The sequence below is a fragment of the Acinetobacter sp. AOR41_HL genome (assembly GCF_027854645.1).
Lineage (GTDB): Bacteria > Pseudomonadota > Gammaproteobacteria > Pseudomonadales > Moraxellaceae > Acinetobacter > Acinetobacter nosocomialis.
Map to the genome: position 1 here is coordinate 276,585 of NZ_JAKTHZ010000037.1, position 20,164 is coordinate 296,748.

The following is a 20,164-nucleotide window of genomic DNA, read 5'->3' on the forward strand; positions in this document are numbered from 1 at the left end:
ACCGTTGACTAAATGTACCCTTAATAAAAACAAATTGCAATACAGAATAGTCTGTATATTTAAAATATTTTGTTATTTTTACATTACTTTTTCATAAATAGTTTAAAAAACTATAATCTTTCTAAATAAGAAATAGTTTTTACAAGCATTAAAAAAGCCCGTTTCACGGGCTTTTCTGCAACGGTGAGCAATCTAAGATTTGTGTCTATCCATCTCTTACATGCTCTTTGCTAGCTATATGTAAGGTCTTATCGTATCTTTTGCCCTGTCCCAAGTTTCCCTGTGGATCGAGGAGATATTACGATTACCTTAGGTACAGTTATAGCATATTATTTATTCATGACTAGTCTTGTTCACGTTTTTTTACAAATGAACAAAATACTTTCAAACCTTCATATTTCAAGGGTTTTCCACCGCATTTGGGTATTGGCGAGCATTATCGCAAATGGGATACCACTTCACTTTTGAAGCAACAAAAGCATGAGAGATAACTCGCGTCGATATGTCTTCATTAATGAGCCCTACTCTTAAACGCACCACTTCTGGTTTATCTAAACGTTCACTCCAGACAGGTGAGCCACAAGTTTTACAAAATACTCTTTTTTTATTATGCGATGCAAAATAAGCCTGTAAAAGGTTTTCACCCTGTACAACATTTAAGTCACTTTTTTGTACTTGAGTGATGGCCGCAAAAGCAGCGCCTTGGGCTTTTTGGCATTGTTTACAATGACAAACCATAATGGGTTCTAATTCGGCATTAATACGGAGTTGAATGCCATTACAAAGACAAGAAGCTGTATAAGCCATGATTTTTCCTTTTTTATTTTTATAAGGTTTAACTTACACCTACACCTTTTTCAATATGGTCTAAAATCGCACACGAAGCCTGCTGGTCACCACAGCAATCATCGGCAGAAGCCTGCAAAATATTAACCATTTCTTGTAAATGAGCAATTTTTTGCTTTAATTCAGCAATGTGTTTTACTGTTAAGGCTTTCACCTCTGCACTATGCCGATCAGTATTTTTCCAAAGTGAAATAAGCTCTTTCATCTGTTCAGATGAAAAACCTAACTCTCGAGCATGCTTTAAAAAGTTTAAAGTTTTAAGGTCTGTTTCTGAATAAATGCGATAGCCTGAAGCAGAACGCTGAGCTGCTTCAAGTAAACCGATTTCTTCATAGTAGCGAATCATTTTCGCCGAAATGCCCGAATGTTTGGATGCCTGACCGATATTCATCTCACACCTCAAATATTAAATTTGGTTTAAGACCTGCTGTCATGATCTTAAACCAAAAGTTGCTTTTCAGCACGCTTACTGTACTGGCGCGTGAAAACGTTTTAAACGTAACGCATTGCCTAAAACAAAGACTGAAGAAAGTGCCATCGCACCTGCTGCAAACATTGGCGAAAGTAATACACCAAATGCTGGATATAAGGCACCCGCTGCAATTGGAATTAGGGCTACGTTATATACAAATGCCCAGAACAGGTTTTGACGAATGTTTCGCATAGTGGCTTTACTTAACGCAATTGCGTTCGGTACGCCTTTTAAGCTGCCTGACATCAGCACAACATCAGCTGCTTCGATGGCAACATCTGTGCCTGTACCAATGGCCAAACCAACATCTGCTTGTGCCAAGGCTGGTGCATCGTTAATACCATCACCTACAAAAGCTAAACGACCATATTGTTTTTGCAATTGGCGAACTGTGTCCACTTTGCCTTCGGGTAAAACCTCTGCCACAACTTCATCAATGTTCAGCTTTTTGGCAATCGCTTGCGCCGTATGATGGTTGTCTCCTGTAATCACGGCAACCTTGAGACCTAATTGATGTAAGGCTTCAATCGCAGCATAGGTTGTTTCTTTAATGGGGTCTGCCACAGCAATAATTGCTGCAAGTTGCTGCTCGATAGCAACATATAGCGGTGTTTTGCCTTCTTCACCTAACTGAGCAGCAATCGCTTGGAATGAGCTGGTGTCTAAACCAAGTTGGTGCATATAACGGTCTGCGCCAATTTGTACTTTTTGGCCTGAGACTTCCGCTTCGATACCTAAGCCTGTAATCGAGTTAAATGCTGTTACTGGTAATAAGTTTAAACCTTCACTTTCTGCTGCTTGAACAATAGCTAAAGCGATTGGATGTTCAGACTTGGCTTCGACTGAGGCAACTAAAGCCAGCACTTGTTTACGTTCAAAACCTGATTGTACATTAAAGTCTGTCAGTGTCGGTTTACCTTCGGTGAGTGTTCCAGTTTTATCAACTGCAACAACTTGCGCTTCTTGTAAAAGCTGCAAAGCTTCACCTTTACGAAACAAGACACCTAGCTCAGCACCACGCCCAGTACCCACCATAATTGAGGTTGGTGTTGCAAGCCCCATCGCACAAGGACAAGCAATAATCAGTACCGCAACAGCATTCACCAAGCCAAAAGTCAGCGCAGGCTCTGGCCCCCAAATAAACCAAACCAAGAAAGTAATTGCAGCAATTAGCATGACAGCCGGTACAAACCACATAGTGACTTTATCGACCAACCCCTGAATCGGAAGTTTGGAACCTTGGGCTTGCTCAACCATGCGAATAATTTGTGAAAGTACAGACGAAGAACCAACGGCGGTTGCCCGAATGTTTAGAGTACCGTTTTGATTGACTGTACCCCCAACTACTTGTTGCCCTACTATTTTTTCAACAGGGACAGGTTCCCCCGTAATCATAGATTCATCAATGTAGCTGTGCCCTTCAACCACTTCACCATCGACAGGTACACGTTCACCTGGGCGAATTTCTACAATAGTTCCACTGACCACTTCGGCAACTGCAACTTCCACCACTTGACCATCACGCTGGATACGAGCCGTTTTAGGCTGCATTCCCACTAGGTGTTGAATGGCTTGTGAAGTACGTCCTTTAGCTTTGGCTTCGAAATAACGTCCGAGTAAAATTAAACTGACAATAACGGCAGCCGCTTCAAAGTAAACATTGACGGTACCTTGTGGTAAAACCTGCGGCATAAAGGTAGCTACGACTGAGAAACTGTAGGCAGCCAAGGTTCCAACAGCGACCAACGAGTTCATATCTGGTGCTAAACGCCATAAAGCTGGAATCCCTTTTTGGTAAAAACGGCGACCAGGAAAAATGAGAACTAATGTGGTCAAAACAAACTGTAAAAGCCAGCTATTGTATTGACCAATCGTGTTCATGACCCACATGTGAAAAGCTGGAATGAGATGTGAACCCATTTCCAAAATAAACACAGGTAAGGCCAATACAATCGAAATGATCAAATCTTTTTTAAGCTGATCTAACTCTGAAGCTTTTTTATCGAGTTGTACATCTTGATTTTTTTCAGATGCTTTCGCGTCGTAACCTGCTTTTTTAACAGCACGAATTAGGTCTTCAACATTGACTGAATTATCTGCCTGCACCCAAGCTTGCTCTGTTGCTAAGTTGACGGTTGCCTCTTGAACGCCGTCTACTTTTTTTAGGGCTTTTTCTACACGTGCAACACAAGATGCACAGGTCATGCCCTCAATAGACAACTCCACTGGCGCAGCTTTTGGAACATCATAACCCGCACGTTCAACTGCTTTAACCAGTGCTTCACGCTGAATCGGTTGATTGGAATAAACAACGGCTTTCTCTGTTGCCAAATTAACATTGGCAATCTCTACATTTTCAACTTTCTTAAGTGCTTTTTCGACACGTCCTACACAGGAGGCACAAGTCATGCCCTCAATTGAGAGTGTTTCACTATATGCTGGCAATTTTGTGGTTTTTGAGTCCATCAAACACCTCTGCAAATCTGCAAAATTTAATATTCTGTATTGAGCATACAGATTCCCATCATGGGAAGGTCAAGCATATTTTTTTAAAAATTTGGTCTTGACCTTACAATCATGACAAGGTTTAGACTCAGTGTTATCCAAACAAATATCTCATTCTTGATGGAGTATGAAGATGAAACTACTTATTGAAAATATGACGTGTGGTGGCTGCGCGCGTGGTGTGACTGCAACGATTCAAGATGTCGATCCAAATGCAAAAGTAGATGTAGACTTAGCGACTAAAATCGTAACTGTTGAAAGTAGTGAAAGTGTCGATAAAATTACCGAAGCACTTGAAGAAGATGGTTTCCCAGCGAAAGTGCAATAGTGAATAAGGCCTAACTTTTAAAGTTAGGCCTTTATTTTTTAGCTTGTTGATATTGACTCAAAGCTGAAATTTTTTAATTCGATAATCCAGTGCTGCCCGAGTTAGTCCCAATAAGCGTGCCGCTTCAGACACCTTATGATTTGCCTTTTTTAAAGCTGTTAAAATTAACTGCTTCTCGTGTTCTTCTAAATTAAACTCTGCCTGCAACAATTGTTCAAAGTCAGTTTTAACAGCTACAGCCTGCTCTGGGTCATGCTTAATCTGTGGGAAAATGGCATTTAACTTAATCAACTGCTGATCGTCCGTTAATAAAACCGCCCTTTCTAATAAGTTTTCCAACTCACGAATATTGCCCGGCCATTCATATTGCTGCATAAAAACTTTGGTCTTTTCACTTACACCCTGAATGGTTTTACCATACATTTTTTCAAAGCGATGAAGAAAGTGTTCAACCAGTAAAGGAATATCTTCACGGCGCTCCCGCAAAGGCGGAATCTGGACTGGAAAAATATTTAAGCGATAATACAAATCTGCCCGAAATCGTCCTGTTTTCACAGCCTGCTCAAGATCTTCATTGGTTGCTGTAATTACACGGACATCTAAAATACGTGTCTGTGAATCTCCTACTCGCTCAAATTCACCTTCCTGCAAAATGCGTAATAGTGCTGCTTGTGCCCGAGGAGAAAGCTCAATCACCTCATCTAAAAAAATCGTACCGCCATTGGCTCGTTCAAACTTACCCAAGCGAGATTGATGTGCCCCTGTATAAGCCCCTTTTTCTACCCCAAATAGCTCAGACTCAATTAACTCTGGTGGAATCGCTGCACAGTTTACCGCAATAAAAGGTTGGTCTTTTCTTTGGCTATTTGCATGAACCCCTCGTGCAAAAGCTTCTTTACCAACGCCGGTTTCACCTTGTAATAAAATGGAAACTTTCGAACCTGCTGCTTTGGTTAATAATGCGCAGACCTGTTTATAAGATGCTGACTTACCCACAGAACTAAATAATTGGTAATCGGCTTCACTATCGCTATAAATTGATTTTTTTAGTTCAAAAAGTTCAGCCTGCAACGCAATCAGTTCTTTTTCCATAGGTTCGGGAGACATGAACTGAATTAGCTCATCTGCATTTTCCCACTCTTCTAAAGGCTTACCGATAATACGACAATGCTCATCGCCGCAGGCTTTGCACTCTATTTCTTGATAAATAATGGTCATGCCCGTCGCAAAACTACTGTAGCCGCACGCGTAACCAAGTAGCATCCAGCACGCAGGTTCATCACTTGGACCAAAATGCTCTAAATGCACATCAGCTTCAAAAGAGTTAAGCCAATTTAAATCAGCATAAAACTGTTTTTTATCGTGGCTTAAATTGAGCTGGTTGGCCTGTACTTGCACCATTCCACGAATGGCGTGCATTTGTGGGCCTGCCATAAAAGCATCGTGTTCATTTAAATCGGGACGCATTTTTGTTGTAACTTCTGCATCTTTTAACCCAGCTTGATACCCTAAACGAATAAAAAAACGCTTGGTTCGCTCAAGTCCAATCATGTGCGCTAAATCTTTACGCAAATATCCCATAATGCTGGTGTGTAAAAGTAGCATCCGATATTCATCAAACCAGATTTGGCCGTGGGCAGTATCAAAATGCAGTTTAGACAGCAAATCATGAATTTCTTGCGGATGATCTGCGTATCGTCCCGTTGTATCGTATTTTACTCGAGCCATGAGTGATCTGTTTTAATCCATTAAACACATTTGGGTGTTATCTCATCTTATCGAAGAACCAGATAAATGTCCTAGTACCTTAAAGACATAACTTCATACTAAAAAAGTATTTCTAAATCTCTCCATTTAAAGCCTCAAACAATCTAAAAATAAATTTTTACGACCCACTTCATCAAATCATGAATATCTCTATTTCACCATTCAAAAAAATTCATGAAATGGTGAATTTCAAAAATGCTGCACTTTTAATAAAAATTTTAATTATTTGTTTTTAATAATAAAAATAAAGTTGGCATAGCTTTTGTAAAGCTTATATCGAGAGCAAGGAGCATTCATCAATTTCAAGACAATGTCTTGATGGAGTACAGCATGACGCAACCTCAAGTCGAAGCATTAACCAAATATATTCGGGTCACTGGCGACTTAAACGCAGAGTTTATCGAATTCGATTTTGCCATTCATGACCCAAGTCTATTTGTGGAACTAGTTTTGCCTAAACATGCATTTAATGATTTTTGTAAGACCAATCAAGTGGTTGAAATGACCCAAGAGCAACAAGCTTTTAATGACGCTCAGGAAGAAAAATGGCGCTATGGCACTGAAGCAACCTTAGTCAGCACGCAACGTAATAGCAACGATCACGATGATCAGATGTAAAAAATATAAGGAGATAAAGCCATGACTTTAGAAATCAAAACGTCAAATGTCGAACCTATCCGCCAGAACTACGCCTACATTGAAAGACGATTTGGCAGTAAGCCAGCAACTCGATATCAAGAAGTGAGTTTCGATGTACAAGCTGAAACTAACTTTCACTATCGTCCTTTGTGGAAACCTGAAAAGACTTTAAATGATAAAACCCACACTGCTCTGCAAATGCAAGATTGGTATACATTTAAAGATCCACGTCAATTCTATTATGGAACTTATGTTCAACACCGTGCGCGTTTACAAGACACCGCCGAAAGTAATTTTGCTTTTTTTGAAAAACGTCAGCTTGCAGAGCATTTGTCTGACGAAGTCAAAGCCAAAGTCATTGAGTACCTATTGCCATTTCGCCACGTTGAACAAACGGCAAACTTACACATGATGTCTGGCAGTGCCTATGGGTATGGCACGGTGCTTACTCAAGCTTGTATTTATGCCGCGATGGATCATTTAGGAATTGCACAGTACATCTCGCGTATCGGCTTAGCTTTAGATGGCAACAGTGGCGACTCACTACAGCAGGCAAAACAGGCTTGGATGCAACATCCTGCATGGCAAGGCTTACGCCGTCTGTGTGAAGAAAGCCTCACCGAGCAAGACTACTTCAAACTCTTTTTATTACAGAACCTTGTGATTGACGGCTTTGTGACAGAGCTCGTCTATCAACAGTTTGATCAGTGGTTAGTCACTCAAAATGCTCGCGACTTAGCCATGCTGACTGAGTTTATGAAAGACACTTTAGGTGATTTACGTAAGTGGTCAGACACCGTCATTAAAACTGCGGCAGCAGAATCCGATCACAACAAACAGCTATTAAATGAATGGTTCACTCAGTCTTTAACTCAAGTAAAAGCAGCTTTTACACCGTGGGCAACAGCAGCCTTATCAGCAGATGCAGTCAATCAAGCAGAACAAGTTGTGATTGATAGCGCAAAAAAACTCGGCCTACAACCAAAACTTGCAAATACTTAAGGAGCAGCAACATGTCTAAAGTCTATCTCGCATTACAAGACAACGATACTTCACGCTACATCATCGAAGCGATTGAAGAAGATAACCCTGAAGCTTCAATTCAATATTTACCCGCCATGATTCGCATTGAAAGTGAAACTGATTTGGTGATTAAAGCTGAAACCGTATCTGAAAAATTAGGCCAAGATTGGGACATCCAATCGTTACAACTCAACATGATTACGCTGGGCGGCAACGTCGAAGAAGATGACGATACTTTCCGCCTTCACTGGAATTAATCACAACATAGACGTTGTTTAACAAAGATTTAAGGATGATCAATCATGACCACTCAAACCAAAGAAACCAGCAAAAAATTAAATGCGAAAGATCGTTACCGCACATTAACCCGTGATCTGGACTGGGACTTTTCCTATGCTGACCGTAAAGAGGCCTTTCCTTATGAAGAGTTTGAAGGCATCAAAATTACGGACTGGTCTAAATGGGAAGATCCATTCCGTTTAACCATGGATGCTTACTGGAAATATCAGGCAGAAAAAGAGAAAAAACTTTATGCCATTTTTGATGCCTTTGCTCAAAACAATGGTCAAATGAATGTCAGCAATGAACGCTACTTAAATGCGATCAAACTCTTTTTAACAGCGGTGACTCCACTTGAATATCAAGCTTATCAAGGCTATACCCATGTAGGCCGTCAGTTTAGTGGTATTGGGGCACGTATTGCTTCTCAGATGCAGTCGATTGATGAGCTGCGTCATGTACAGACCCAAATTCATGCCATGAGCCATTACAACAAGTTCTTTGATGGTTTTCAGGACTGGGCACATATGCATGACCGTGTTTGGTATTTGTCTGTGCCTAAATCATTTTTTGAAGATGCCCGTTCTGCTGGCCCTTTCGAATTTTTATTAGCAATTAGTTTTGCTTTTGAATATGTACTTACCAACTTACTGTTTGTGCCGTTTATGTCAGGTGCAGCTTATAACGGCGATATGGCAACTGTAACCTTTGGCTTTAGTGCACAGTCAGATGAAGCGCGCCACATGACACTTGGTCTGGAAATCGTGAAATTCTTGCTCGAACAGCATGAGGACAACGTACCTATTGTTCAGGAATGGATTGATAAATGGTTCTGGCGTGGAACGCGTTTGCTTTCAATTGTGGGCATGATGATGGATTACATGCTGCCAAATAAAGTGATGTCGTGGAAAGAAGCGTGGGAAGTTTATTTTGAGCAGGCAGGCGGTGCGTTATTTAAAGATTTAAGCCGTTATGGCATTCGCATGCCGAAATATAGCGATGTCATTGTGAAAGAAAAAGAGCACGTCTCACATCAGGCATGGTGGATTTTCTATAACTTTGGTCATGCTGCCGGTTTCCATACTTGGATTCCAACCGACGAAGAAATGGATTGGTTATCGGCTAAATATCCAGACACTTTCGATAAATACTACCGTCCAAAATGGGAGCTGGCTCGCAAAATGGAAGCCGAAGGTAAACGCTTCTACAGCGCAGGTTTACCACAGCTTTGTCAGGTTTGTCAGATTCCAATGACCTTTACCGAAATGGGTGATGACCCAACTCAGTTTAGTTATCGCCATAGCATCTACCAAGGCGAACGCTACCACACCTGTTCAGATGGCTGTCATGACATTTTCGAGCGCGAGCCTGAAAAATATATACAAGCATGGCTACCTGTAAATCAAATTTTGCAAGGCAACTGTGGTGGTGGTGATCTCGAAACCATGCTCCGTGATTATTACCGCATGAATGTAGGTGCCGACAATCTGGATATTGAAGGTTCACCAGATCAACAGCGCTGGAAAAAATGGAAAGGCAACGCAGCTTAAGCACAAGGAATTGTTCAGGCAGTCATCAAGCTGCCTGATAGGAAATAAGGAGATTGAACATGACTGTTCGCGCGATACATAACAACTATCAATTTGAACCACTGGATCTGCAAAAAAATTATGGCGATCAATTCTTACTTTACGTGGGTTGGGATCATCACACCCTTTTTTGCTCGGCACATGCCATGCTTACCTCGCCTCAACAAACTTTGGGACAGTTGATTGAGCAACAAATTACAGGTGGTTTTGCTCAACATCCAGATTTTGCCAAAATTGATTGGTCAAAAGTGCAATACACCTTAGATGGCCAAACAATTAGCCCAGAGAGTACACAAAGCTTGGCAGAGCTTGGTTTTGGGCATAAGTCATTACTTCGTTTCGTTACGCCAGAATTAAATGGCTATAACGACAGCTACGTTTAATTCGGAGGTGTGTCATGAGTTATCAAGTCACCATTGAACCGATCGGAACAACGATTGAAGTAGAAGAAGACCAAACCATTTTAGATGCCGCTTTACGCCAAGGCGTTTGGTTACCCTTTGCCTGTGGTCATGGCACTTGCGGGACATGTAAGGTTCAAGTCACCGTCGGTTTTTACGATGTTGGTGAAGCTTCACCATTTGCGCTCATGGATATTGAACGCGATGAAAATAAGGTGCTTGCCTGCTGTTGCAAACCACAGTCTGACATGGTTATTGAGGCCGATGTCGATGAAGACCCAGATTTCTTAGGTCATTTGGTTCAAGACTATCAAGCAACTGTCATTGAAATAAAAGACCTGTCGCCAACCATTAAAGGAATCCGACTACAACTAGATCGCCCAATCGAATTCCAAGCTGGCCAATATATCAATGTCCAGTTCCCAGACATTGAAGGAACTCGTGCATTTTCAATTGCCAATTCACCAAGTGAAGTCGGCATCGTTGAGCTGCATATTCGTAAAGTTGAAGGCGGTGCAGCGACGACTTATGTACATGAACAGCTTGCCACAGGTGATCAACTTGATATTTCAGGCCCTTATGGTCAATTTTTTGTACGCAAATCAGATGATCAAAATGCCATTTTCATTGCAGGTGGCTCAGGTCTTTCAAGTCCACAATCGATGATTTTAGATTTACTTGAGTCTGGTGATAGTCGCACGATTTACCTCTTCCAAGGAGCACGAGACTTGGCAGAACTATACAACCGAGAATTGTTTGAACAGCTCGTAAAAGACTATCCGAACTTCCGCTATATCCCTGCTCTCAATGCACCAAAAGCAGAAGACCAATGGACTGGATTTACCGGATTTGTGCACGAGGCCGTTGCAGATTATTTTGAAAATCGATGTGGTGGACACAAAGCCTATTTGTGCGGCCCACCCATCATGATCGACTCGGCAATTTCAATACTCATGCAAAGTCGCTTATTCGAACGAGACATTCACACTGAACGCTTCTTAAGTGCAGCCGATGGTGCTGCTGGACAATCGCGTTCTGCTTTATTCAAACATATTTAAAAATAAATCATTCAACAATCCACTTTTTCAAATGAGCTTTGTATTTGCAATTTAGAAAGCCAATACAAAGCTCACAGGAGTTCTGCATTCAAAATTTACAGGTTAAACAGACTCAAACTTTTAAAGACCGTTAAGGAATAACGTTTTTTTAGTGACAAGCCAAACAACACAGAATAGGACATTCTATGAATAACAAAATTGCTGCAATCATATGTGGTGTAATCAGCACCCTTTACCTTCCTTCTGCATTTGCAACAGAAAACGGCTCGGACTCTTTTGCTTTAGGTGCCGAAGGTATGATGGCGGGTGCCCTACCACCTGCTGGGGTCTACTTACTTAGTTATTATCAGAATTATCACGCATCAGAGTTTCAAAATGGTCCCGATCAGTTCCATGTTGATGTCAACGCCGTGGTTCCTCGTTTGGTCTGGATGACCGATCAAAAAATTCTGGATGGACAACTCGGTTTTTATGCAGCCCAGCCATTGGTGGATCTAAGACTCAAAGTAAATGGAATGGCTGACTCAAACCAAGGTCTCGGAGACTTGATTTTGGGTGGTATGCTCGGCTGGCATCAAGGAAATCATCACTGGATTGCAGCCCTAGAAACCGTACTGGGAACAGGTGAATATGACACTCCAAGTACGACACATCCAGTTGAAGCCAATCTCGGGAAAAACTATCACACCATTCGACCAATTCTTGCCTATAGTTATGCCAACGCAGCAGGCTTAGATCTTTCTACTAAACTGTCTTATAGCTGGAATACGCGTAACGACGCGACCGACTATAAGTCTGGACAATACATTGCGGGTGACTATAGCTTAGGTTATTGCATTAACCCCAAACTCAAAGTTGCAGTTGAAGGCTATGCTTTTAAACAAACTACAGATGACAAAGTAAACGGAAGTGACATTGGGTTTAAAGGACAAGCTTTTGCAATTGGTCCAGGCATTCAATATGCCGATAAAAACTGGTCTATTGAAGCCAAATTTTTAAAAGAAACCGAAGTCGAATATCGTCCCGAAGGCCATACCAGCTGGCTAAAATTGATTTGGGCTTTCTAAAACACATCAACGCATAGCTTCAGCTTTTGAGGCTATGCATTCTCTTTATTTAAAAATCGATACCGTTTGAATCATCTATCGGGTTCTGATCGAGCGTGAAAACCGTCCGTTGATAAGGTATCCCTTCTAAGTCATAAACCTGATAAATACAATCAAACAATGATTGTAAGTCTTCACTTCTGTCCATTGCCCGTGCAGTAATAAAAATTGGACTGACGGCGCCGTTATCTAAAATCGGAATATAGTTTAAGTGGGGAAATCGAATGGTATCGGCACTTGCCGGAATAATACAGATCCCTTCTCCCGCTGCGACTAAGCCCAAAGCCAATTGAATTTCTCGTATCTCATGCATATTTTTGGGAACCAAACTATGTTCGGCAAAAATATTCAAAAGCTGGGTTGAAAAGTTCGGTTTTGGCGAGGTGGGATACATAAACATCTTTTCATCAATGAGGTCGGCCAGATATACCCCTTCTGTGCGCTGTGCAATTGGATGGCTGGTATGCGCGGCAACGACCAAACGCTCTTTACGTAAAAGGATACGCCTCACGGCGGGATCACTAATTCTTAAACGCCCAAAACCGACATCAATACGGCCTTCTTTTAATGCCTGTAACTGTTCAGTAGTACTTAATTCCATGAGCTGAATATTCAGATGGGGTTGCTGCTGACGAAATAAATAAATGATTCGAGGCAGCAACCCATAAAGTAAAGACCCGACAAAACCAATGGTCATACTTCTTTCGATGAGACCAATACGCTTGGTCATACTTTTTATTTCTTCAGCATTCGACAAAAGTTTAACGGCATGCTGGTAAAAGAAATGCCCTGCTGGTGTGGTTTGTAAAGGGCGGCTTCCACGCTCAAAGAGTTGAATGCCAAGCTCACTTTCCAAATTTTGGATTTGCCGACTCAAAGGCGGTTGAGCAATAAATAGTTTTTCGGCTGCCTTGGTGAAGCTCTGTTCTTCTACAACAGCCACAAAATACCGTAAATGTCTTAGTTCCATCAGGTTTCCATACCTTTAAGATATATTAAAATGCAAATTCAGTCTTAGACACAGTTTAACCATTCTTTTAAGGTATATACAAGCAATAACCCGATGAAGTTATAGATCACTTGTATAGCACCGATTGAAATCATACTGGCCAACATTCGATCTATCTATCTTTATCCATTCGCGGTTAAACACCCGACGCGTTTATGCGCTTCATTGACATATTAGGATATCAAGACCTTTTAAACCGTAGCGAAGGTCTTGATGACTTCCACCCTTTGGAAAGTCGGAGAACGGACATGCCACGTATTCCTGTAATCAATACCAGCCATCTTGACCGTATTGATGAATTACTTGTAGACAATATCGATACAGGTGAATTTAAACTTCACCGCTCAGTTTTTACTGATGAAGCCTTATTTGACCTCGAAATGAAATACATCTTCGAAGGTAACTGGGTTTACTTGGCACACGAAAGCCAAATTCCAAATAATAATGATTATTACACGACTTATATTGGTCGTCAGCCGATTATCATTGCCCGTAACCGTAACGGCGAACTTAATGCCATGATCAATGCGTGTTCACACCGCGGAGCACAACTTTGCCGTTACAAGCGTGGTAACAAAGCAACGTATACTTGCCCTTTCCACGGCTGGACTTTTAATAACTCAGGTAAATTGCTCAAAGTAAAAGACCCAACTGACGCAGGTTACTCTGACTGCTTTAACCAAGACGGTTCACATGACCTTAAAAAGGTAGCTCGTTTTGAGAGCTACAAAGGCTTCTTATTTGGTAGCTTAAATCCCGATGTTCCTTCGCTTGAAGAATTTTTGGGTGAAACCACCAAAATCATCGATATGATTGTTGACCAGTCTGAACATGGTTTAGAAGTTTTACGTGGTTCATCTACCTATACCTACGAAGGCAACTGGAAACTCACTGCTGAAAATGGTGCCGATGGTTACCATGTTTCTGCTGTTCACTGGAACTATGCAGCAACGACTCAGCACCGTAAAGAAACTCAAGCTGCCGATAACATTCGTGCCATGAGTGCAGGTTCTTGGGGTAAACAAGGCGGTGGCTCGTATGGCTTTGAAAATGGACACATGTTGCTGTGGACACAATGGGCAAACCCAGAAGACCGTCCTAACTTCCCAAAAGCAGACGAATACACCGAAAAATACGGTGAAGCGATGTCGAAATGGATGATTGAGCGTTCACGTAATCTTTGTCTGTATCCAAATGTTTATTTGATGGATCAATTCGGTTCGCAAATTCGTGTACTTCGCCCACTTTCAGTCAATCGAACCGAAGTCACCATTTACTGTATCGCGCCTAAAGGTGAAGCACCTGAAGCTCGCGCACGTCGTATCCGTCAATATGAAGATTTCTTTAATGCATCAGGTATGGCAACGCCAGACGATTTAGAAGAGTTCCGTGCTTGTCAGGCAGGTTACGCCGGTATTGCACTTGAATGGAATGACATGTGCCGCGGTTCAAAACACTGGATTTATGGACCAGATGATGCAGCAAACGAAATCGGTTTAAAACCAATGTTAAGTGGTATCAAAACTGAAGATGAAGGCCTGTATCTGGCCCAGCATCAATATTGGTTAAAAACCATGAAACACGCGATTGCATCAGAGAAAGAAATTGCTGATCAGGGAGAAACAGCATGAGTGCTCAAGACAAAGCAACTTTAGAAAATATTGCTCAGTTTCTCTATCGTGAAGCTCGCTTTTTAGATGATGAACAATGGGATGACTGGCTTGAATGCTATGCGCCAGAAGCTTCTTTCTGGATGCCAGCTTGGGATGACGACGATAGATTAACTGAAGATCCACAATCTGAAATTTCACTTATTTATTATCCAGACCGTCAAGGTTTAGAAGATCGAGTGTTCCGTATTAAAACCGAACGCTCATCTGCAACCATGCCGGACACACGCACAAGCCACAATATTGCCAACGTTGAAGTTCTCGATCGCGACGGCGACAAAGTCACTGTTCGCTTTAACTGGAATACCTTAAGTTTCCGTTATAAGACAAATTACAGCTATTTCGGTATGTCACGTTATGTGATCGATTTTTCAGGTGATCAACCAAAAATCTTGAGCAAGTATGTCGTTTTGAAAAATGACTACATCAATCAAGTCATTGATATTTACCACCTTTAAGACATACCCCCTCAGCTAAACGGACTGTTGGCTGAGGGTAAAAGTTTCAAATATTTTGTAGGATACATGCCATGTCAAACCACAATGTTGCACTTCAATTTGAAGATGGTGTTACACGTTTCATTAGTGTAGCTCAAGGCGAAACCCTATCTGACGCAGCCTATCGCCAAAAAATTAATATTCCTTTGGACTGCCGTGATGGTGCATGTGGAACTTGCCGCGCATTTTGCGAGTCCGGTAGTTATGATATGCCAGAAGAAACCTATATTGAAGATGCATTAACCCCTGAAGAAGCTGCGCAAGGCTATATTCTTGCTTGCCAATGTCGGCCAACTTCAGACGCCGTATTTCAGATTCAAGCGTCTTCAGATGTTTGCAAAACAGAAATTCATAGCTTCCAAGGTACATTGGCCCGCGTTGAAAACTTATCAGACTCAACCATCACATTTGATATTCAACTTGATGAAGGACAACCGGATATTCATTTCCTTGCAGGTCAGTATGTGAATGTTGCAATTCCAGAAACTGGCGAAACACGTTCATATTCATTTAGCTCAAAACCGGGCAACCGCTTAACGGGCTTTGTGGTACGTAACGTACCGAATGGCAAAATGAGTGAATTCTTAAGCAAGAATGCCAAAACTGGCGACAAAATGACTTTTACCGGTCCATTCGGTAGCTTCTATTTACGTAATGTAGTGCGTCCAGTGCTTATGCTGGCAGGCGGTACTGGTATTGCCCCATTTATGTCGATGTTACAAGTGCTTGAAGAAAAAGGCTCCGAACAACCTGTTCGTTTAGTCTTTGGTGTAACCAATGACTTTGATTTAGTTGCTCTAGAAAAACTCAATGAGTTGCAGGCGAAATTCCCATGGTTTGAATACCGCACTGTAGTTGCAAGCCCTGAGAGTAACCATGAACGCAAAGGCTATGTAACGGGTCATATTGAAAGTGAATGGTTAAACGGTGGCGACGTCGATGTTTATCTATGTGGCCCAGTACCGATGGTAGAGGCGGTACGTAGTTGGTTAGAAACTGAAAATATCAAACCAGCAAACTTCTTGTTTGAAAAATTCTCTGCAAACTAACTTAAGGTGGAGAAATTATCTATGTCAAACCGTCAAAGATTTATCGATAAGGTCGTGATTGTTACGGGTAGTGCCCAAGGCATTGGTCGTGGTGTGGCACTACAAGTTGCAGCTGAAGGTGGACAAGTCGTCATGGCTGACCGCTCTGAATATGTTGAAGACGTTCTCAAAGAAATTCGGAATGCAGGTGGCGATGCTGTCACGATTAATGCTGACCTAGAAACCTATGCAGGCGCGCAAGCGGTAGTTGTAAAAGCCATTGAACACTATGGTCGGGTCGATGTCCTGATTAATAATGTAGGTGGCGCGATCTGGATGAAACCTTTTGAAGAGTTTTCCGAAGAAGAAATCGTTAAGGAAGTGAATCGCTCATTGTTTCCAACTTTATGGTGCTGCCGCGCTGTGTTACCGACCATGATTAAGCAACAAGCGGGTGTTATTGTAAATGTATCTTCCATTGCAACCCGTGGTATTAATCGTATTCCCTACTCGGCATCTAAAGGTGGGGTAAATGCTTTAACAGCATCGCTTGCTTTTGAACATGCCAAAGACGGAATTCGAGTCAATGCCGTTGCGACGGGTGGAACCGAAGCACCGCCTCGCAAAGTACCACGTAATACCAACCCGTTAAGTCAAAATGAAAAAGACTGGATGCAACAAGTAGTTGATCAAACAAAAGATCGAACATTTATGGGCCGTTATGGCACAATTCAAGAACAAGTCAATGCAATTTTATTTCTTGCATCAGACGACGCATCGTATATGACGGGATCGGTCATTCCGGTCGGAGGTGGAGATCAGGGTTAATCCTGATCTTTTTATATGTTTGGGTAAATAACATGATTTGCATGGAGGCAATCACACATGGCAACCCTGTTCAAGACATTAAAAAATGACTGGTCCATATCAGCAACAGTTGCTGGCTTTCTTGCAGTTTTAATTTCTTACTCAGGCCCACTGATTATTTTTTTCCAAGCTGCTCAGCGTGCCCATGTGTCCACCGATATGATGGTGTCATGGATTTGGGGAATTTCAATTGGTGCTGCCGTTTCAGGTATTTATCTTTCGATTAAATATAAAACTCCTGTCATCACCGCGTGGTCTGCACCGGGTACTGCCCTGTTAGTTACCCTATTTCCAAATGTCTCACTGAATGAAGCGGTAGCCGCCTATATTACTTCTGCCATCATTATTTTTTTAATTGGCATTACAGGTTACTTCGACAAATTACTGAAGTGGATTCCACAAGATGTTGCTGCGGGCATGATGGCAGGTATTCTTTTTCAGTTCGGTATTAACCTATTTACTGCATCTGATAGCATGCCTTTTATTGTTTTTAGCATGCTCATTGTCTTTTTAATTGCCAAACGTTTAATGCCGCGCTACACCATGATTTGGGTGTTAGCTGCCGGAGTTTTATTAAGCCTCATTTTAGGCAAAATGAATCCGGTTGATGTGAGTTTTAATTTAGCAATCCCACAGTGGATTAGCCCGGAATGGACGTGGAACTCAACACTCAACCTCGCTGTTCCTCTTATTTTAGTCAGCCTAACCGGCCAATTTTTACCGGGTATGGCGATTATGAAACTCAGCGGTTACGACACGCCAGCCAAACCCATTATTACAGCTACCAGTATTGCCTCGTTAGCCGTTGCCTGTGTCGGTGGTATTACCATTGTGCTTGCCTCAATTACCGCTGCTTTATGTATGGGTAAAGATGCACATGAACTGAAAGAAAAACGATATATTGCAGGAATTGCCAATGGGATTTTTTATGTTTTAGGAGGCTTATTTGCTGGCAGTATTGTCATGCTATTTAGCTTACTTCCTAAAGAGCTGGTGGCAGCACTGGCGGGTTTAGCCTTGCTTGGAGCGATTGCGACCAATATTTCTGTTGCCATGAAAAATGATGGTCAACGTGATGCTGCACTTATTACCTTTTTAGCTACCGCATCAGGCATGCATTTCCTTGGATTAAGCTCAGTTTTTTGGGGTATTTGTATTGGTGTAATCGCCCATTTCATTCTCACACCACGCTCAAATCCAGCTACTAATTAGTTTTTTATCTAAGCGCCCAGCACTAAAATAAAGCTTCAAATGCCAAATTAGGATGCAAATAATTTGCCAACCCTAATTTGGCAATTTTTATTTAATATAAATTAAATTTCATTTTTAAGATGAGTTTCTAAAATAATTGACTTTAATATTTTTATTTATTTCCACTTCAACCCCTAATATAAATTTAGCTATATTTCTAGCTGTGATTTTCAGCAATAAAATCTGTAAAAAGATATCTATAAAAACCTTAAAATTCTCACAATATAATATTTAACCCCATTTTAAAAGCACAATAAATCCAGCTAAAAAAATAAAAATAAATAAATATTTTTCAAACAATTAAATCAATAAAAGCACAATACCTTAAAGACATAAAGATATATCAATTAGGTTTTTGACTCTATTCCAATAACAAAATAGTTTATTAAAAAATAACACGATGCTTCACAAATTGGAGGTGAAGAAAATGGATATGAGCAAGGTTAATATTAATGAGTTAATTGATAAAGCCCGTTTTACACCTTTTCATTGGAAAGTTTTAATCTGGTGCTTACTTATTATTATTTTTGATGGATATGATTTAGTTATTTATGGGGTTGCTCTTCCTCTGTTAATGCAGCAATGGTCATTAACTGCTGTTGAAGCTGGTTTACTCGCCAGTGCCGCTCTATTCGGCATGATGTTTGGTGCCATGATTTTCGGCACACTTTCAGACAAACTGGGACGTAAAAAAACTATCCTGATTTGTGTCACCTTATTTAGCGGATTTACCTTTATGGGTGCCTTTGCCAAAGGACCAACTGAGTTTGCTATTTTGCGCTTTATTGCAGGTCTTGGGATTGGTGGCGTTATGCCAAACGTTGTGGCACTTATGACCGAATATGCCCCTAAAAAAATCCGCAGTACCTTGGTCGCAATCATGTTTAGTGGCTATGCAATTGGCGGCATGACATCTGCGCTACTCGGCGCATGGCTCGTTAAAGATATGGGCTGGCAAATCATGTTTTTAATTGCGGGTATTCCCTTGTTACTGCTCCCGCTCATTTGGAAATTTTTGCCAGAGTCTCTCGCCTTTCTAGTGAAATCAAACCATAGCGAGCAGGCGAAAAGTATTGTGAGTAAAATTGCACCTCAAACTCAGGTAAACGCCAATACTCAACTGGTATTAAACGAGAGCACCACAACAGATGCACCTGTCCGTGCGCTTTTCCAACAGGGTCGTACTTTCAGTACATTTATGTTCTGGATTGCTTTCTTTATGTGCCTACTCATGGTGTATGCCTTAGGCAGCTGGTTACCTAAACTCATGCTACAAGCGGGCTACTCATTAGGTGCGAGCATGTTATTCCTGTTTGCACTCAATATTGGCGGCATGGTCGGTGCAATTGGTGGCGGTGCTTTAGCAGATAGATTCCATTTAAAACCTGTCATTACCATTATGTTTATTGTGGGATCAGCAGCTTTAATTCTGCTTGGCATTAATAGTCCACAATTTATTTTATATAGCCTGATTGCGATTGCTGGCGCTGCCACCATTGGTTCACAAATCTTACTCTACACTTTCGTGGCACAGTTCTATCCAACAGCACTTCGTTCAACTGGCATGGGCTGGGCATCTGGAATTGGTCGTATTGGTGCGATTATCGGACCAGTTTTAACAGGAGCCCTACTCACACTTGAGCTTCCTCACCAAATGAATTTCTTAGCGATTGCAATTCCGGGTGTGATTGCTGCACTTGCAATATTTATGGTCAATCTAAAAGCCTCTGTTGCCGCACAAACGCCATCAACTTTTAACCCTCAAAACACGCTTACCCAGCAGTAAATATAAATGCGCCGAGGACTGGCGCATCTTTTTGGAAATGGAT

At 41.5% G+C, this 20,164-nt stretch carries 18 protein-coding genes and 2 pseudogenes; 14 read left to right on the plus strand and 6 right to left on the minus strand.

Annotated elements, in window-relative coordinates; translation table 11 throughout:
• Positions 1-399: 399 nt before the first annotated feature.
• From MKL35_RS15490 to MKL35_RS15500, 3 genes are all read right to left on the minus strand, one after another.
• Positions 400-807: a GFA family protein gene (locus tag MKL35_RS15490; protein WP_004887983.1), complete on the minus strand. Its 408-nt coding sequence runs from the start codon at positions 805-807 to the stop codon at positions 400-402.
• 28 nt (positions 808-835) lie between these two features.
• Positions 836-1,237 carry a Cu(I)-responsive transcriptional regulator gene (cueR, locus tag MKL35_RS15495; protein WP_001020650.1) on the minus strand — a complete coding sequence of 134 codons (402 nt, stop codon included), beginning with the start codon at positions 1,235-1,237 and terminating at the stop codon, positions 836-838.
• A gap of 75 nt (positions 1,238-1,312) precedes the next feature.
• Positions 1,313-3,784, minus strand: a complete 2,472-nt coding sequence (locus MKL35_RS15500) for a heavy metal translocating P-type ATPase (RefSeq protein ID WP_106479722.1) — start codon at positions 3,782-3,784, stop codon at positions 1,313-1,315.
• 166 nt (positions 3,785-3,950) lie between these two features.
• Between MKL35_RS15500 and MKL35_RS15505 the strand changes: the two genes are divergently transcribed.
• The gene (locus tag MKL35_RS15505) at positions 3,951-4,151 is read left to right on the plus strand and encodes a heavy-metal-associated domain-containing protein (protein WP_006580764.1); all 201 of its coding nucleotides are present in this window, start codon (positions 3,951-3,953) and stop codon (positions 4,149-4,151) included.
• 57 nt (positions 4,152-4,208) lie between these two features.
• On the opposite strand, the gene mobR is transcribed toward MKL35_RS15505, so the two are convergent.
• Complete coding sequence (gene mobR / locus MKL35_RS15510; protein ID WP_032012061.1) at positions 4,209-5,879, minus strand: phenol degradation transcriptional regulator MobR; 1,671 nt, start codon at positions 5,877-5,879, stop codon at positions 4,209-4,211.
• Positions 5,880-6,248: 369 nt separating this feature from the next.
• On the opposite strand from mobR, the gene MKL35_RS15520 reads away from it, so the two are divergent.
• From MKL35_RS15520 to MKL35_RS15550, 7 genes are all read left to right on the plus strand, one after another.
• A complete protein-coding gene (locus tag MKL35_RS15520; protein ID WP_032012062.1) occupies positions 6,249-6,536 on the plus strand; it encodes a phenol hydroxylase subunit in 288 nt (95 codons plus the stop codon).
• A gap of 21 nt (positions 6,537-6,557) precedes the next feature.
• A complete protein-coding gene (locus tag MKL35_RS15525; RefSeq protein WP_032012063.1) occupies positions 6,558-7,559 on the plus strand; it encodes an aromatic/alkene monooxygenase hydroxylase subunit beta in 1,002 nt (333 codons plus the stop codon).
• An 11-nt stretch (positions 7,560-7,570) separates the two neighbouring features.
• Complete coding sequence (locus MKL35_RS15530) at positions 7,571-7,837, plus strand: MmoB/DmpM family protein (RefSeq protein ID WP_000049448.1); 267 nt, start codon at positions 7,571-7,573, stop codon at positions 7,835-7,837.
• A 45-nt stretch (positions 7,838-7,882) separates the two neighbouring features.
• The gene (locus MKL35_RS15535; RefSeq protein ID WP_270914048.1) at positions 7,883-9,409 is read left to right on the plus strand and encodes an aromatic/alkene/methane monooxygenase hydroxylase/oxygenase subunit alpha; all 1,527 of its coding nucleotides are present in this window, start codon (positions 7,883-7,885) and stop codon (positions 9,407-9,409) included.
• Between the two features lie 59 nt (positions 9,410-9,468).
• Positions 9,469-9,831: a phenol hydroxylase subunit P4 gene (locus MKL35_RS15540; protein WP_270914050.1), complete on the plus strand. Its 363-nt coding sequence runs from the start codon at positions 9,469-9,471 to the stop codon at positions 9,829-9,831.
• A gap of 14 nt (positions 9,832-9,845) precedes the next feature.
• Positions 9,846-10,907 (plus strand): NADH:ubiquinone reductase (Na(+)-transporting) subunit F, encoded by a 1,062-nt coding sequence (locus MKL35_RS15545; protein ID WP_032012066.1) that lies wholly within the window; start codon positions 9,846-9,848, stop codon positions 10,905-10,907.
• Between the two features lie 185 nt (positions 10,908-11,092).
• Positions 11,093-11,974 carry a SphA family protein gene (locus MKL35_RS15550; protein WP_106479720.1) on the plus strand — a complete coding sequence of 294 codons (882 nt, stop codon included), beginning with the start codon at positions 11,093-11,095 and terminating at the stop codon, positions 11,972-11,974.
• Positions 11,975-12,023: 49 nt separating this feature from the next.
• Here MKL35_RS15550 and MKL35_RS15555 read toward each other — a convergent pair whose 3' ends face one another.
• Positions 12,024-12,983: a LysR family transcriptional regulator gene (locus MKL35_RS15555; RefSeq protein WP_000423280.1), complete on the minus strand. Its 960-nt coding sequence runs from the start codon at positions 12,981-12,983 to the stop codon at positions 12,024-12,026.
• Positions 12,984-13,027: 44 nt separating this feature from the next.
• Positions 13,028-13,096 (minus strand): annotated as a pseudogene (locus MKL35_RS19425) (hypothetical protein); the annotation flags it as partial.
• 174 nt (positions 13,097-13,270) lie between these two features.
• Between MKL35_RS19425 and benA the strand changes: the two are divergent.
• From benA to MKL35_RS15585, 6 genes and pseudogenes are all read left to right on the plus strand, one after another.
• Positions 13,271-14,653 carry a benzoate 1,2-dioxygenase large subunit gene (gene benA, locus MKL35_RS15560; protein ID WP_001137400.1) on the plus strand — a complete coding sequence of 461 codons (1,383 nt, stop codon included), beginning with the start codon at positions 13,271-13,273 and terminating at the stop codon, positions 14,651-14,653.
• Positions 14,650-15,169: pseudogene (gene benB, locus MKL35_RS15565) on the plus strand (benzoate 1,2-dioxygenase small subunit). Before benA ends, benB begins: the two are co-directional and overlap by 4 nt.
• Positions 15,170-15,221: 52 nt before the next feature.
• Positions 15,222-16,238: a benzoate 1,2-dioxygenase electron transfer component BenC gene (benC, locus tag MKL35_RS15570; protein WP_031963114.1), complete on the plus strand. Its 1,017-nt coding sequence runs from the start codon at positions 15,222-15,224 to the stop codon at positions 16,236-16,238.
• 21 nt (positions 16,239-16,259) lie between these two features.
• Entirely contained in the window at positions 16,260-17,045 is a 786-nt protein-coding gene (locus MKL35_RS15575; RefSeq protein ID WP_032012068.1) for a 1,6-dihydroxycyclohexa-2,4-diene-1-carboxylate dehydrogenase, read from the plus strand.
• Positions 17,046-17,102: 57 nt separating this feature from the next.
• Positions 17,103-18,296 carry a benzoate/H(+) symporter BenE gene (gene benE, locus MKL35_RS15580; protein WP_032012069.1) on the plus strand — a complete coding sequence of 398 codons (1,194 nt, stop codon included), beginning with the start codon at positions 17,103-17,105 and terminating at the stop codon, positions 18,294-18,296.
• Positions 18,297-18,762: 466 nt separating this feature from the next.
• Positions 18,763-20,121 (plus strand): aromatic acid/H+ symport family MFS transporter, encoded by a 1,359-nt coding sequence (locus MKL35_RS15585; RefSeq protein WP_032012070.1) that lies wholly within the window; start codon positions 18,763-18,765, stop codon positions 20,119-20,121.
• The last annotated feature ends 43 nt before the right edge of the window (positions 20,122-20,164 follow it).